The 16,645-nt window shown below is 47.1% G+C and carries 11 protein-coding genes; 10 read left to right on the top strand and 1 reads right to left on the bottom strand.

Annotated elements, in window-relative coordinates; genetic code table 11:
- Positions 1–63: 63 nt before the first annotated feature.
- Complete coding sequence (glnE, locus tag EDC63_RS10340; protein WP_223248302.1) at positions 64–2,763, bottom strand: bifunctional [glutamate--ammonia ligase]-adenylyl-L-tyrosine phosphorylase/[glutamate--ammonia-ligase] adenylyltransferase; 2,700 nt, start codon at positions 2,761–2,763, stop codon at positions 64–66.
- Positions 2,764–2,901: 138 nt separating this feature from the next.
- Here glnE and acs point away from each other — a divergent pair, with 138 nt between their 5' ends.
- The 10 genes from acs (at position 2,902) to EDC63_RS10295 (ending at position 16,572) form a co-directional block, all read left to right on the top strand.
- Positions 2,902–4,869, top strand: a complete 1,968-nt coding sequence (gene acs, locus EDC63_RS10335; protein WP_124946742.1) for an acetate--CoA ligase — start codon at positions 2,902–2,904, stop codon at positions 4,867–4,869.
- Positions 4,870–4,884: 15 nt separating this feature from the next.
- A complete protein-coding gene (locus EDC63_RS10330) occupies positions 4,885–8,736 on the top strand; it encodes a YhdP family protein (protein WP_124946743.1) in 3,852 nt (1,283 codons plus the stop codon).
- Between the two features lie 11 nt (positions 8,737–8,747).
- The gene (locus tag EDC63_RS18565) at positions 8,748–8,900 is read left to right on the top strand and encodes a hypothetical protein (RefSeq protein WP_165922976.1); all 153 of its coding nucleotides are present in this window, start codon (positions 8,748–8,750) and stop codon (positions 8,898–8,900) included.
- A 29-nt stretch (positions 8,901–8,929) separates the two neighbouring features.
- Entirely contained in the window at positions 8,930–9,841 is a 912-nt protein-coding gene (locus EDC63_RS10325) for a carbon-nitrogen hydrolase family protein (protein ID WP_124946744.1), read from the top strand.
- Positions 9,842–9,930: 89 nt separating this feature from the next.
- Positions 9,931–11,409, top strand: coding sequence for a metalloprotease TldD (tldD, locus tag EDC63_RS10320; RefSeq protein WP_124946745.1), 1,479 nt, complete (start codon positions 9,931–9,933; stop codon positions 11,407–11,409).
- 522 nt (positions 11,410–11,931) lie between these two features.
- Positions 11,932–12,273 (top strand): DUF2934 domain-containing protein, encoded by a 342-nt coding sequence (locus EDC63_RS10315; protein ID WP_124946746.1) that lies wholly within the window; start codon positions 11,932–11,934, stop codon positions 12,271–12,273.
- A 212-nt stretch (positions 12,274–12,485) separates the two neighbouring features.
- Entirely contained in the window at positions 12,486–13,607 is a 1,122-nt protein-coding gene (locus tag EDC63_RS10310; RefSeq protein WP_124946747.1) for a 3-deoxy-7-phosphoheptulonate synthase, read from the top strand.
- Positions 13,608–13,633: 26 nt separating this feature from the next.
- Positions 13,634–13,870, top strand: coding sequence for a CDGSH iron-sulfur domain-containing protein (locus EDC63_RS10305; RefSeq protein ID WP_124946748.1), 237 nt, complete (start codon positions 13,634–13,636; stop codon positions 13,868–13,870).
- A 17-nt stretch (positions 13,871–13,887) separates the two neighbouring features.
- Positions 13,888–15,918 (top strand): alpha-amylase/4-alpha-glucanotransferase domain-containing protein, encoded by a 2,031-nt coding sequence (locus tag EDC63_RS10300; protein ID WP_124946749.1) that lies wholly within the window; start codon positions 13,888–13,890, stop codon positions 15,916–15,918.
- Positions 15,919–16,080: 162 nt separating this feature from the next.
- Positions 16,081–16,572 (top strand): FKBP-type peptidyl-prolyl cis-trans isomerase, encoded by a 492-nt coding sequence (locus EDC63_RS10295; RefSeq protein ID WP_124946750.1) that lies wholly within the window; start codon positions 16,081–16,083, stop codon positions 16,570–16,572.
- Positions 16,573–16,645: the final 73 nt, after the last annotated feature.

The following is a 16,645-nucleotide window of genomic DNA, read 5'->3' as shown; positions in this document are numbered from 1 at the left end:
TACTCCGAAACTCTATTCTAAAACGGATATTGTATCGTATTTTTTGGGAGAAGGCAGGGCGGTTTAGCCTCCAAAAACAGTATTCCAAAGCTTTTGCACGGAAGTGCTATATTCAGCTGCCTTTTCTTGCTCCAATCGGGCGTATTTTGCTCCCTGCAATCTTAACTGATGTTGCCATTGACGATACTGGCGGTAAGCGTCACGAGCAGATTCTGCCAGATCATCAGGAATTAAGCCTAATTCACCGGATAACTTGAGCAGGGCCAGATTGCCTATGTTGCGTGTCAGGTCAGCATGTTGGGATGCATTGGCCAATACCAGATACTGGACGATAAATTCGACATCGACGATACCGCCCCGGTCGTGCTTGATATCGAATAAACCGCTGGTATTGGGATGGCTATCCCGCATTTTTTGTCGCATTTCGATAATATCTTGTGCGAGCTTGCTTCGATCACGGGTTTGTTTCAGCACCTCGCAACGGATCCGATCAAATATCTTGCCAACATTGCTGTCGCCGGCCACCCAACGTGCGCGGGTAAGCGCCTGATGTTCCCATACCCATGCTTTTGATTTCTGGTATGTTTCAAAGGCAACGACCGAGCTGACCAATAGTCCGCTGGCACCGTCAGGGCGCAGACGCAAATCGGTTTCATAGAGCATGCCAGCGGATGTGATGCTGCTTAGCCAGGAATTCATGCGTTGCGCCAGGCGTGCATAGATTTCCGGCGCTTCGGGCGATTCATCATCGTAGAGGAAGATAATATCCAGATCGGAAGCGTAACCCAATTCTTTCCCACCCAGCCTGCCGTAGCCGATGATGGCAAACTGCGGTACATCGCAGTGTCGGCGTGTGAGATTTTTCCAGCAGGCGCGCAAAGTTTCGCTGAGTATCAAGTCAGCCAGGTCGCTCAAATTGTCGCTGAGTTGTTCCAGGGGGAGTAATCCTGCAAGGTCCTGTGCCAGAAAATGAAATACCTGCGCATGCTTGAACTGTCGCAGTATATCCATTTGCCTTTCGACATCGCCAGCTTGTTCATCCATCTGTTTTTGTAGCGTTATTTTAAGGCTGCCCCAATCCGGCGCCTGGTAGAGCAGTCGCGTATCCAGTAATTCGTCCAGTAGTATAGGCTGGCGAGCCAGGTAGTCAGCAGCCCAAGGGCTCGCACTGCATATTTTGGCAACCTGATTGAGTGACTGCGGGTATTCCAGCAACAGCGCCAGATAAGATTCGCGGCGGCTGACACCTTCCAGTAAGACTAAAATGCGCTCCAGAGTCTGATCCGGATTGGTAAATCCGGAGGACACTTCAATTAATGGCGGCATGAGGGCATCAAAACGGGTTCTATTGGCATCCGGCATCTGATTGTAGCGACTGCTGTGCTTTAACTGATGCAATCGATTTTGTATGGATTCCGGATTGGTATAACCGAGTTCAGCTAGTATGGATATGCTTTCACCATTTTCCAATCCGCTCCATAAAGCTGCCAGGGGGTGGCTTTCCTGCGTGCTTTGTGGCGCTGCGAATACTTGATCAAAATGGCGTGAAACCTTGTTGCGATGACTATTCAAAACTTGTAGAAAACTATCGTAATCAGCAAATCCCATGCCTTCGGCGATGATAGCCTGATCAGTTGGATTTTCAGGTAAGGTCTGGGTTTGTGCGTCGTCCAGATATTGCAACCGATGTTCAAGGTCACGCAAAAAAACATAAGCCTCACTGAGTTCGGTCACTGCCTGTGTAGAAAGCAAGTCGCGACTATCCAAAAGTTGTAGAACTTTAAGCGTCGGGCGAATTTGCAATTCGGCTACTTTTCCGCCGCGAATCAACTGGAACACCTGAGCGGTAAACTCTATCTCACGAATCCCGCCTGGCCCGAGTTTGATATTGTTGGAAAGCTCTCGCCGCTGCACCTCGCGTCGAATTTGCGCGTGTAAATCCCGCATGGATGCAAATGCACCGAAATCCAGATATTTGCGAAATATGAAAGGACGGGCCAGTTGCGTTAGTTCTTCAATGTGATCGCCGCTAATAATCCGAGCTTTGATCCAGGCATAGCGTTCCCATTCCCTGCCTTGAGTGATGAAATAATTTTCCAGCATGGCAAAGCTGACAACCAGCGAACCGCTCTCACCATAGGGGCGCAGACGCATATCTACCCGGAATACGTAGCCGTCTTCAGTTATTTCGCTGATCGCGTTGTTCAGTTTACGGCCAAGTTGGGTAAAGTATTCGTGGTTGCTTAATTTTTTGGGTCCGGTGGTTTCGCCTTCTTCCGGATAGATGAATATCAGGTCGATATCCGAAGAAACATTTAGTTCGCCACCCCCCAGTTTTCCCATGCCGACAACAATGAATGTCTGCAACTCGCCGCTTTCAGCACCGATCGGATCGCCATATTGCGACTTTAACCAATGACTTAGATGATGAATGGCACAGTTTGTAGTGACTTCTGCAATTGCAGTCATGGTGTTCATCACTTCCTGCAGATCGGCTAGTCCGTTTAAATCCCGAGTAAGTAAACGTAACATGACGGCCTTGCGCAGATCCCGCAAAGCTTTTTTCAGGCTTTTTTCATCGGAAATCGGACAAGTTGAGAGAAATGTCTCCATTTCAGGTTTTGTCCAGGCATTGGCTAATTTTCCCAGCAAGTCATCGCGTAAAGAGGGTGCGCTGATGAGTAAATTGCGCACATAACGGCTAAGTCGGGTGGTTTTTTCAATATAAGCAGAGGCAGATTGTGTCGCAGGTGTGGTATTCAAGGTAAAATGAACCTTTTTGTAACAGATGAGAAACGTACCTAATGCTCGCATTAGTCATGTTGAAAAGCAACTTTCAGTCGAAAACCTATTCGTGAACTTCCATAATATTATTGTTGGAAATAATTTTGAGGGGCAAAAATGGCGACCATAGATACTATTCTTTCCGAAACGCGCGTCTTCGCACCGAGTGAAGCATTTCGCAAACAGGCAACTGTTTCCGGTATGGATGCCTATAAGGCGCTGTGCGCTAAGGCTGAAAGCGATTACGAGGGGTTTTGGGGGGCTTTAGCCAAGGAACACATCAGCTGGCACAAGCCGTTTTCAAATGTGCTCGATGAAACTAAAGCGCCTTTTTATCGCTGGTTTTACGACGGGGAAATGAATGTTTCCTATAACTGCCTGGATCGTCATCTTGCAGACAAAAGCAATAAAACGGCGCTGATTTTCGAAGCTGATGACGGTAAAGTTACGAAAGTGACCTATCAGGACTTGTATCATCGCGTTTGCCAGTTTGCCAATGCGCTCAAGGCACAGGGTGTTGCCAAGGGTGATCGTGTCATTATTTATATGCCGATGAGTATTGAGGCAGTTGTCGCCATGCAGGCCTGTGCCCGTATAGGGGGGATACATTCCGTTGTGTTTGGCGGTTTTTCTGCAAAAAGTCTGCATGAACGCATCATCGATGCGGGTGCAAAGCTGGTGATTACTGCTGACGAAGGCATGCGCGGGGGGAAGGCGGTTGCGCTGAAATCAGCGGTGGATGACGCAATCGGTATGGGGGGATGTGACTGCGTAGAAAAAGTCGTTGTTTACAAGCGTACTGGTGGCAATGTTCATTGGGATGCACAGCGTGATCAGTGGTGGCATGAGGCTATCATCGGGCAGGCAGATACTTGCGAACCGGTATGGGTCAATGCTGAAGATCCCTTGTTTATTCTATATACCTCTGGTTCTACCGGTAAACCCAAAGGTGTGCAACATAGCAGTGCCGGATTCTTGTTGGGGGCTATTCTCAGCATGAAATGGGTTTTTGACCATAAGGCAGATGATGTTTATTGGTGCACCGCTGACGTGGGCTGGATTACCGGACATACCTATGTTGCATATGGACCGCTGGCAATGGGTGGCACAGAGGTGATTTTCGAAGGCGTACCTACCTATCCGGATGCAGGGCGATTCTGGAAGCTGATTCAGGACCACAAAGTCACCACATTTTATACCGCACCTACAGCTATTCGCTCCTTGATCAAACTTGGTTCTGATTTGCCCAAGCAATATGATCTTTCTTCGCTTCGTCTGTTGGGAACCGTGGGTGAGCCCATAAACCCGGAAGCCTGGATGTGGTATTACGAAACTGTAGGGCAAGGTCATTGTCCGATTGTGGATACCTGGTGGCAGACTGAAACTGGCAGCAATATGATTGCACCACTGCCGGGTGCTGTTCCGACAAAACCAGGTTCTTGTACTTTGCCTTTACCCGGGATTATTGCCGATATTGTCGATGAGCAAGGTGGCCCGATAGAAAAAGGGCAGGGAGGCATTCTTGTGATTAAACGACCATTCCCATCGCAATTGCGGACATTGTGGGGCGATCCCGAGCGCTATAAGAATACTTATTTTCCTGCGGAACTGGGCGGAAAGATGTACTTGGCCGGAGATTCAGCTCACCGGGATAAAGATGGCTATTTCTGGATTATGGGGCGCATTGATGATGTGTTGAATGTATCCGGGCATCGACTAGGAACGATGGAAATCGAATCGGCTTTGGTGGCGAATCCTTTGGTTGCAGAGGCCGCAGTGGTTGGAAAGCCCCATGACATAAAGGGCGAGTCAGTCGTGGCGTTCGTTGTATTGAAAGGTCAGCGTCCTACAGGCGATGCAGCGCGTGAAGTGGTAGCACAATTACGTGAATGGGTGGGCAAAGAGATCGGACCTATCGCCAAACCGGATGAAATTCGTTTTGGCGATAATTTACCCAAAACTCGCTCGGGAAAAATTATGCGCCGGCTATTGCGTTCCATAGCCAAGGGGGAAGAAATTACTTCGGATACATCTACCCTTGAAAATCCGGCTATTCTTGAGCAATTGAAAGAGACTGTGAAATAGGATGAGAAAGAAGAGATGAAAACGGAGAGAACATGGAAAGCCCTCGCAGGCTCCGTTTCATCTTTTGCGTTAACAGTTTTTCGCTGGCACCGTCATGCCCTTGTTTACGGGGTGTTATTGCTGTTTTTGCTGTTTTCTGCTGTGGTGTTGACGCTTCGCTATTGGGTGTTGCCCGATATTGCCAAGTATCGTGAATCTATCGCCACATCAATCAGTCAAGCCGCCGGTCAGCGAGTCACAATCGGTAAAATCGAGGCAGGCTGGGAGGGGTTAAGACCTCATTTTGTGTTGCGGGATGTACAGGTTTTTGATAAACAGGGTCGACCGGCCTTGTATCTCAGCCAGATTGAAAACACCCTTTCCTGGTGGACGCTGTTTCTGGGTGAAGCACGCTTCCACTCCCTGGAAATAAATCAGCCTAGTCTGGCCGTGCGCCGGGATGTTGATGGATTGATATACGTTGCTGGAGTCGTCGTCAATCAATCCGATGCAGAGAGTGGCTTTGCAGACTGGATGCTCAAGCAAAATGAAATTACAGTGCGTAATGCTGTTATTTTATGGCAAGACAATCAACGGAATGCGCCGCCTTTGGTACTCACCAAAGTGAGCTTGAAGCTTGAAAATCATGGCGCCCGTCATCTTTTTGGTATCCAGGCCTCTCCACCCTCAGTATTGGCAAAGCCGCTGGATGTTCGTGGGGATGTCACAGGAAAATCCCTAAATGATTTGAACCGCTGGAAAGGGACTTTGTATGCGCGTCTTGATTACGCCAATATTGAAGGCTGGCGTCAATGGCTGACTTACCCAGTTGATTTGCAATATGGAATTGGCTCGGTTCAGTTTTGGCTAGGTTTTGCAAGCAAACAAGTTAATGAACTCACATTAGACACCCATTTAAAAAATGTGAGAACGCAATTTGCTGCAGATTTGCCCATATTGAATTTAAAAGAATTGCAGGGCCGATTGGGTTGGAAGTCTATTCAAAATGGACAAGTATTTACTTCAAACAAACTAAAATTATCCATGCAAGATGGATTGTCATTGGGCCCGGCGGCTTTTACCGCTACTTTCAAAATGGCAACGGTAAAAGCTCCCGCAGAAGGAGAGGTAAAGGCGGAAAATATCGCGCTGAAACCACTATTGGCACTTTCTGAGTATGTGCCTGTGGATCGGGATGAGCGCCGAAAATTGCTGGAACTCTCACCACAGGGGAGTTTCCCGGAATTTTCGTTAAAATGGCGTGGTGACTGGAATTCACCAAAAACTTATAATGTCAAAGGCCAGTTCGCAAATGTCGGGATAAATTCATATCAGGATCTTCCAGGGTTTTCAGGACTGAGCGGTAATCTGGATGCCAACGAAAATGGTGGGGCGCTGTCTTTAAATTCACACCGTGCAAAAGTTGAACTGGTAAAGGTGTTTCGGGAGCCCATTCCGTTTGATACGCTAACAGCCCAGATTAATTGGAAAATCAAGCAAAAAAATCTGGAAGTTAAACTGGCCAATGTGTCATTTGCAAACGCACATTTGGCAGGCAGTGCTTATGGACGCTATCAATCCAAAACTGGATCGCCTGGAGAGATTGATCTGACAGGTAATTTGAACCGCGCTGATGCACGTTACGTCGGTCGGTATATTCCCCTGATAGTGGGTCAATCTGCCCGTGATTGGCTGGATACGGCTTTCTTGGCAGGCTTTTCAAATGATGTTCATGTTCGCCTCAAGGGTGATCTGGCGGACTTTCCCTTTGTGGATGATAAAAAAGGAATTTTTCAGGTCAGGGCGAAAGTGAATGGAGGCGGTCTCGAATATGTTAGTGGGTGGCCAATCATTGAGAATATCTCCGGAGATTTGCTGTTTCAGGGCAAGCGAATGGAAGTGAATGTGTCTAAAGCCAGTATTTTTGGCGTAGGGCTGCAAAAGGTTAAAGTGCAAATACCTGATTTGCTGGTTTTTGATGAGATGTTGCTGGTAGAGGGGCAAGCTCAGGGGTCCGCTGATGATTTTATACGCTACGTTAATCAGAGTCCGGTGTCGGACATGATAGGAGGCTTTTCCAGCGGGGTGAAAATGAGTGGAAATGGCAAGTTGGCGCTTAAACTTCAGGTGCCTTTGCGCCACACCATTGATACAAAGATATCAGGCACCTACCAGTTTATGAACGACACGGTTCAATTTAGTCAGGACGCGCCTACACTGGAAAAAGTTAATGGCACGTTGGCGTTTACTGAAGCGAATATAAAAATACCGAATGTGTCAGCTCAGGCATTTGGGTTGCCCATGTCAGTACAGGCAAATACGCAGCCAGACAAAACGATTCGTATTGTTGCTCAGGGTAAGTTGAGCGGAGAAGGTTTAAGGAAGTATACGACTAACCCTTTAGCGAAGTATGTGAATGGTACAACGGATTGGCGCGGTTTGATTACCATGAAAAATCAGCAGGCAGATATCGTGGTGGAATCTGCATTAAAGGGATTGGCTTTGGATCTGCCGCCACCTTTTACAAAAGCGGCAGCAAGTGTGGTACCACTTCGTGTGACAAAAAAGATTACTTCCGCGCAAGAGGATCTCATCTCATTAAACTATGGAAAGGTATTGTCAGCTAAGCTGATGCTAAAACGAGATGGAGATAAAGCGAGTATTGATAGTGGTGCACTCACTTTTGGCGGTAGCGAGGCAAAGCTCACTGGGGACGGAGTGTGGGCGACAGGGACACTTCCCTATTTGAATCTGGATCAATGGCGAAATATATTCGCTCAAATTCCTGCACAGACAGGTCGGGAACCGCTGATTGATCTTTCAGGCATGAATCTGTCAGTTGATACGCTGGACATATTCAATAAGCGTTTTAATGCATTTCATATGAATGCATGGAAAATGGGAGATAGTTGGCAGGCCACGCTGGCCAGCAATGAAATGAATGGGGAAGTGAATTGGAATTCCAGAGAAAAGGGAAGGGTATATGCACGTTTAAAAAACTTGTCCATTCCTGATTCCATATCTACCCAGCCCGATTCAAAGCTGGCTACCACGACGTATAAAGAACTTCCTGCGCTGGATATTATTGCAGAAAGTCTTGAAATCAAGCGCAGAAAACTAGGCAAACTGGAAGTGCTGGCTGTGCAGCAGGGGAATGACTGGAAGATTGAAAACCTCAAACTCACTAACCCCGACATGGTGCTTAAAATGAGCGGCCTCTGGGAAGCATGGTTGGCACAGCCCAATACCCAAGCCAAAATTAATCTGGAAGTGAAAGATGTTGGCAAATTTTTAGCGCGGTTCGGTTACCCTGATAGCGTCAAACGAGGAACAGCGAAATTGGATGGGCAACTATCCTGGGCAGGCAGTCCTTCCGAACTCGATTATTCCAGCATGTCCGGAAATTTTATACTGGATGCCTCAAACGGACAGTTTTTAAAAATCGAGCCGGGTTTCGGCAAGTTATTGGGTATTCTGAGTTTGCAGGCCTTGCCTCGGCGGATTACATTGGATTTTAGAGACGTTTTTAGCGAAGGGTTCGCGTTTGATAATATTTCAGGTAGCATGAAGATAGAGCGTGGCGTGTTGAATAGCGATGATTTTACTATCGAAGGCCCAGCGGCAACGGTTAAAATGAGCGGGGAAACCGACCTTGCGCATGAAACGCAAAAGTTGCTTGTTAAAGTAACCCCTGCGGTAGGCGAAGGAGTTTCGGTTGCCGGGGCATTTTTAGGGGGGCCGGTGGTTGGGTTGACCACTTTGCTACTCCAGAAAGTACTTAAAAATCCACTTGGGCAATTAATATCCTATCAGTACAGTATTACAGGTACATGGAATGACCCGATTGTGGCTAAAGTGAAGCGCGAAACTGCCGTAACTACAGAATAATGGGCTGAGAGTTGAAAGGCTGTGATCATTCAGGTTTAGTTGTTCAAAACAGATTAAAAGCATTTAAAAATGACATTGCTAATGATGCTTTTGGTGTTTTGGAATATGTACCTTTTGTTGAAAATGAGGGTGTTGATCTGGAGCATAATCTGTACCAGAATTAACGAATAAATAGAGAAATCAGAGAACTGAGATGACTGAAAAAACACAATCCAGCTTTGCCAGAAAAAAAGCCAGGCCACCCGTAGGGAAAGCGAAGCCACAACCGGGCGTCTGCCGGATTGCTGCGATACAGATGGCTTCAGGGCCCAATGTGGCTGCAAATTTGTCTGAGGCAGAACGACTCATTGGCAGTGCGGCGGCGCAGGGCGCTAAACTGGTGGCGCTGCCTGAATATTTCGCCATTATGGGGCTTAAAGATACAGATAAGGTAGCTGTGCGTGAGGAGGAAGGTAAAGGTCCTATTCAGAAGTTTTTAAGTCAAATGGCTAAAAAGCATAAGATTTGGCTGATAGGCGGTTCCATTCCTTTAGAGTCATCCCTGCCCAACAAAGTGCGCAATAGCACACTGGTATACGATGACAAGGGTAAGTTGGTCGCGCGCTATGACAAAATACATCTGTTTGGTCTGGATCTTGGCAATGAAGTTTTTCGCGAAGAAAAAACCATCGAACCGGGAGACCGTATCGTCGTAGTGGAAACGCCGTTTGGCAAAATCGGATTGTCAATCTGCTATGATTTACGCTTCCCTGAACTTTATCGCGCGATGAAGGATGTAGACATTATTGTGGTACCGTCAGCTTTTACCGAAACCACAGGTAAAGCGCATTGGGAAACGCTCGTACGCGCCAGAGCGATTGAAAATCTGGCTTATGTTTTAGCGCCTGCGCAAGGTGGATATCACTTGAGTGGCAGAGAAACGCACGGAAACAGCATGATTGTGGATCCATGGGGTGTTATTCTGGATCGCCTCCCGCGTGGGTCAGGTGTGGTAGTTGCAGGAATTAATCCAGCCTATCAGGCTAGTTTGCGTAAAAGTCTGCCTGCATTGAAACATCGTACGATTACCAGTTTTGATTTTGAAGTGGTGAACGTTAAAGCTTGACCCTCCTCTTGAAACTTTATGGACTTGTAGCCATCTTATTTAAAATGGCTACAAATTCTTCTTAACGCTGCGGAACCAAGATTAAATATATGAAACCTACTCAAGCCGAATCCGGCATCCTGATTCCTGGAGCTGAGACATTATTCGCAACCGCCCACGGTTGTCTGCTGGCACCTTATAACCTTGATACGCCAGAATTGACTTCTGTGTTCGACAAAATCATGACTCACCATGTGGATTATGCTGATTTGTATTTTCAGTACACTCGCTCTGAGGGATGGAGCCTGGAAGAAGGGCAGGTCAAATCTGGCAGTTTCAATATCGAGCAAGGTGTAGGTGTGCGAGCGGTTTCCGGTGAAAAAACGGCTTTTGCCTATTCAGATGATATCAGTCTGAATGCTTTGAATCAGGCTGGTGATGCAACTCGTGCGATTGCTAAAGCGGGTGCGGCGCATTCAACACATGTTATCCAGCGGGCAGGTGGGCACAGCCTCTACCAGCCTCATGATCCGCTGGCAAGTCTGAAAGACGCAGAGAAAGTCGCACTCCTGGAGCGTCTGGAAAAGTATGCGCGCGCAATCGATCCCCGTATCACCCAAGTAATGGCATCTCTGGCAAGTGAATATGATGTAGTGCTGATTGCTCGTTCTGACGGCCATATGGCAGCTGACGTGCGTCCTCTGGTGCGTTTGTCATTGCAAGTAATTGCGGAATCCAACGGCAAGCGTGAACAGGGCAGTGCTGGAGGTGGTGGCCGCTTTGATTACGCTTATTTTACCGAAGAAGTGTTAAAAACCTACGCTCAGCAAGCTGTCCATCAGGCGCTGGTTAATCTGGATGCGCGTCCGGCTCCGGCAGGCTCGATGACTGTGGTTCTTGGTGCAGGTTGGCCTGGCATTTTGTTGCATGAAGCAATAGGGCATGGTCTGGAAGGTGACTTCAACCGCAAAGGCAGTTCCGCGTTTAGTGGTCGTGTTGGTGAGCGTGTGGCAGCTACCGGTGTGACAGTGGTAGATGATGGCACGATTGCGCGCCGCCGTGGTTCTTTGAATGTAGACGACGAAGGCAATCCGACCCAGTGTACCGTGCTGATCGAGAACGGCGTACTCAAGGGCTACATGCAAGATACATTGAATGCCCGTTTAATGGGGGTGCCTGTCACGGGAAATGCGCGGCGCGAGTCTTTTGCTCATATCCCTATGCCACGCATGACTAACACTTATATGCTGAATGGTGATAAAGATCCGCAGGAAATTATAAAGTCAGTGAAGCATGGTCTGTATGCAGCTAATTTTGGGGGTGGGCAGGTAGATATCACCAGTGGCAAGTTTGTATTCTCAGCGGCTGAAGCGTACATGATTGAAGATGGCAAAATTACCTACCCGGTTAAAGGAGCGACCCTAATCGGTAACGGACCAGATGTATTGACTCGTGTTTCCATGATTGGCAATGATATGGCGCTGGATCCGGGTGTCGGAACTTGCGGTAAAGAAGGTCAAAGTGTTCCTGTGGGAGTAGGGCAACCTACGCTACGTATAGATGGCTTGACTGTAGGTGGTACAGCTTAAGCATTCCCGAAAATGGGTGCCCATTTGCGCCAGATTGGTGCGGTGGGGTTTGATCTTGCACAACATGGGTGCAAGAACCCTTGACGTTTATTTGGTAAAACAATTTCACATTAAATCGTATGTAAAAACATACCATACAAGTGTAATTCATTTTTCACGTCTATTTGATATTTAAAAATATCCCTAAATTTAACGGCTTGCATTGAATTGCTCTTGGCATTCCTGGTTGTTCTTACTGATCCGGAATTTATATTTTATTTTTCAAAGAGGTGATGCGAATAGCAAGTTGATAGCTGGTACGTATATTGCTCATCAGTAAACTGTAACATGCCGTTAATCTGATCGTCACACAGGGTTGGTAGTATTGCTAGCGAGTGAAATATCAACTGAAAAATATCGGAGTAATGCGAGTGTATTCCTTTTGTTTTAGTCTATGCTATAAATGTATATTCAGTATGAAAATACCACTGCCTTCCCATGCGAAAGCAGTTTGATGTGTCGTGTTTTTGAAGGAGAAATCTAATGACTCAAGCCAAAGCAATTACCAAAGCGCCTGTCAAAAAGGGTACACCAGCAGCAACCAAAAAAATGCCAGAAAAGAAAGCCGCGACAGCCGTAGCTAAAAAACCTGCTGCAGCTAAAAGCAGTGCTGCCACCACGAAAAAAACGACTGCCGCAAAGGCAGCGGTGGGCGGCAAGAAAAAAATTGAATTCAGCCCGGAGCAGCGTTACAGAATGATCGCTGAAGCAGCCTATTACCGAGCTGAAAAGCGTGGATTCGAAGGTGGTAACTCTGCTCAGGATTGGATAGAAGCGGAAGCTGAGATTACGCGGTTGCTCAGTTCAGCTCAAATGACCCACTGAGTTTTTTGAAATCAGCGGGGGCGTATTGGGTGGTTTTTTAAAAGCTGCCTGTTTGCGCTTGCATTGCTCTTCTGTGAATTTTAAGGTGATATGCTTGGTGAATAACTTATCAAGTTCGTAATTTTTACGCTAGAATCTAGCTGTTACGCTTTTTATTGCGCGCTATCTTACTATTTCTACTGTAGCGATAGTATCACTGGATACCAACAGCCATGATTTTGATTCTTACACCCAATTCTAATCCACAAAGCCCTGAATATTTGCAATTGATGGGGTATCTTGAAAATCTTCCTAATATCCGGGCTCGTGTTCATCATGAGCAGGGTATAGAGCAGCAATTAACTGAAATTTACCTGATTGGTAATACAGCGGCACTTTCTCTTGATTACATGCAAAGCCTGCCTTGTGTTGAGCGCGTTGTGCGCGTTTCAGAGGAATACCGAGTACTGGGTCGGCATAAGGATGACGGTAGGCCCACGCATTTTGATTACAATGGCGTGCGTTTTGGGCAGGACACACTGAATGTGTTTGCTGGTTTGTGTGCAGTGGATACGCCAGAGCACGTTGAGATGATGATGAAAGCCTTGCGGGATAACGGCCAGGTATGCACCCGTATGGGCGCATACAAACCACGTACAAACCCCTATGCTTTTCAGGGGCATGGTAAAACCTGTTTACCATATGTGTTCGAGTTGGCCGGTAAATACGGCATTAAAGTCATTGCAATGGAGATCACCCACGAATCTCATGTGGCAGAGATTCTGGAGGCACTGCATCAAACCGGGAATGCCACAGGTGTCATGCTGCAAATTGGTACGCGCAATACCCAAAATTTTGAATTGCTCAAAATAGTGGGGCGGCAGAATGAATTTCCGGTTCTGTTGAAACGGGGTTTTGGCATTACTCTGGATGAGTCTCTTAATGCGGCAGAATATCTGGCATCGGAAGGAAACCGCAAAGTCGTGTTTGGTCTGCGCGGCATGAAAACCAATATGGGTGATCCGCACCGCAATCTGGTGGATTTTGCGCATGTTCCTGTAGTCAAACGCCTGACGCGTATGCCTGTCTGCATCGATCCCTCGCATTCTGTTGGCACGCGCGTAATGGGGATGGATGGCATACTGGATATCATGCAGGTAGTTGCCCAAGGTGTGATCGCAGGTGCTAATATGGTGCTGGTGGACTTCCATCCTAACCCTTCCAAGGCGTTAGTGGATGGCCCTCAAGCCTTGTTGCTGGATGAGTTGCCGATGTTTCTGGAAGACGTGCAGATTGCCCGTGATGCCTACCTGAAAAGATTGGAATTGGCTAACCGTTATCAATCAAAAAAGTAATCAATAAAATTATTAAGGAAGTAAAAATGTCTGAACCTGTTTGCGCACAAAAAGCCCCCTATGGAGTAGAACTGGAAGCCGGTGATTATTATTGGTGTTCTTGTGGTCAGTCGAAAAACCAGCCGTTTTGCGATGGATCACATAAAGATACAGAATTTACGCCAAAGAAATTTACTTTGGATGAAAAGAAAAAAGTTTGGCTATGTGGCTGCAAGCAAACCAAGGGTGTGCCATTTTGTGATGGTGCACACAAAGATCTGTAAAAATTAACGAGAGTCCTATGACGCATTCTGTGAAATTGCTGCTGGGAGTGCATGCTCATCAACCGGTGGGCAATTTCCCGGAAGTGCTGGAAGAGGCACATCTTAAATGCTATCAGCCATTCATCCAGACCTTATACCGTTACCCGGATTTTCATTACGCCATTCATTTTAGCGGATGGTTGCTGGACTATTTGCTCCAGCATTATCCGAAAGATATGGCCATGCTGCGCGAAATGGTGGGGAGAGGGCAGGCTGAATTGTTTGGTGGCGGCGATACCGAACCTGTGCTGGCAGTCATTCCCAATGAAGATCGGATCGGTCAGGTGAATGCGTTATCGGACAAACTGAAAAAAACACTGGGTAGCCGTCCTGACGGCGCCTGGCTGACTGAGCGAGTCTGGGAGGCAACCGTAGTGCCCGGACTCGCTGATGCCGGCATTCGTTATGTCACCGTGGATGATTACCATTTTCTGTGTAGTGGCAGGAAAGGCGAAGAACTGAAAGGTTTTTTCAGTACTGAAGAAGATAACCGGAATCTGGATTTGTTCCCGATTTCCGAGGGGCTACGCTATCGATTGCCTTTTTCACCTGCACCTGATGCAGTGAAGTATCTGGAAGAAATGGCAGAAACTGGCAGTGATGTCGCTGCAATCTATTTTGACGATATTGAAAAGTTTGGTATCTGGCCCGACACCTATGAATGGGTGTATGAAAAGGGCTGGTTAAAAGATTTTATTGAAGGCGTGCTCGCCTCTGGCAAAATTCAGACGCAGCGTTATAGTGATTATCACGCAAATAATAAAACTCGCGGCATTGTTTATCTGCCGACCACTTCGTATATTGAAATGAACGAATGGACCTTGCCGGCAAGTGCTGCAAATCACTTTGCAGATATGGTGCATGCCAGCAAAGAAAATAAGCGGTTTGAGCAGGATAAGGCTTTTTTGCGTGGCGGAATCTGGAAGAATTTTTTCAGCCGTTACCCGGAATCCAACTGGATGCATAAAAGAATGCTGAGTGTTTCTCGGCGTTTTCATGCGATGCCTGAAGCAAAACGTACTGACGAGATGGTGGAAATGCTCTATCAGTCCCAGGCTAATGATGCTTATTGGCATGGGTTGTTTGGCGGTTTGTACCTGCCTCATCTGCGCCGCGCAGTGTACCGAGCCATCATCGCACTTGAAGGCATGCTGGACAAGATTTCTCCCCGGCTAAACAGCATTCGGGAAGATTTGGACAAGGATGGTTGCGATGAGATTTTCTTGCAGGATAGTCTGTTGCAGGCAGTGGTGAAACTGGATGGTTTGGGTGCTGTATGCGAGTTGGATGCCTACCAGTTAAACCATAACTTTGGCGACTCTTTACGTCGTTCGGACGAACATTATTATCGCAAAATAAAACAGGGCGAATTGCAGCATCATAGCGGAGACGGAATAGCATCCGCTCATGATCGGGTAAGTTTTAAACATGAAATCACGCAGGAAGACCTGGTACCCGACAGTCATGCCCGTGTGCTCTTTCTGGATGGCTGGCAGGCAGATGCTACACAAGATGTGATGCCGGTTACCAATTATGTGCTCAAGACGGAACATGCTGAAAAGCAAGGGTTAACGTTGGGATGCCAGATTGGCAATGTACTGGTTAGCAAGCACGTTGCAGTTTCGGAAAATCATTTGCGCCTGACTTATCGGTTTAGTGGTCAGGGTGAAGGGGAATTCAGTACGACATTGAATGTGGCTATGCCGAGCTGTGATGGCCCTGCAGGCAGATTTATACATGATGGACATATACTCGGTGGCTTTGGTCAGCCACTGGCGTTAAATAATATGAAAGAAATCATGCTGGATGATGCCGTTCTTGGCGGAAAATTGCTGGTTCACAGCAGCAAGCCTGTTTCATTTCATGCGGCACCCCATTTTACCGTTTCGCAATCCGAAGCCGGGTTTGAAAAAATCATGCAAGCAGTGACGCTGGTTTTAACATGGCCGCTGGGAAGCCGCTATAAAGAAATTACAATTGATCTGGAAGTGGTTAAATACAGCAGTTGATGTTGCAGTATTTAACCGAGATTGCCATAACCAATTTGTATTCCGATAGCTAAAATTTCTGCTAGCCACCTTATTTTATTCTCCTCTTGGTCCGTTGCTTTTAAGGTGGGCTGGAATCGTTTAAACTGATACCTTCATTTAAGAATCTCTCCTGGAGAATGCATGAGCGAAGCAAAAATATCCGCAAACAAAGTGGTTTATTTGACCTATTCAATCCTGAATGGAGAAGGGATGGTCTTTGAACAGTATGATCTGCCTATCGGTTATGTTCATGGTGCAAACAGCGGTCTGTTTGAGAAAATTGAAGATGCGCTGGAAGGGCATGTCGTTGGGGATCGCGTTGAAGTGTTGCTCCCGCCAGCAGATGGTTTTGGTGCGCATAAGCCTGAATTAACCTATACCGATGATATTGATAATGTGCCGCCGGAATTTCGCCGCATCGGTGCTGAAGTACAAATGGAAAATGAAAATGGCGAAGCCATGCAGTTTCGCGTGACTCACATTGAAAATGGCAAACTCACGGTGGACGCTAATCATCCTCTGGCCGGGCAGACAGCTACATTTGTTGTGAATGTGGTGGATATTCGTGATGCAACGCGGGAAGAAATTACAAACGGCAGGCCAGTAGAGGCGGGTGCTCCACAAATACATTAAACAGTTTGTTCAGAGGGATTCTTCTCTCATTGAGGGAGGGGAAGTCCAGTGAGGTGTCCGACTGGTTTATTGC

The sequence above is a fragment of the Sulfurirhabdus autotrophica genome (assembly GCF_004346685.1).
Lineage (GTDB): Bacteria > Pseudomonadota > Gammaproteobacteria > Burkholderiales > SMCO01 > Sulfurirhabdus > Sulfurirhabdus autotrophica.
Note: the sequence above shows the minus strand (reverse complement) of the source record. Positions and strands in the feature narration are given on the sequence as shown.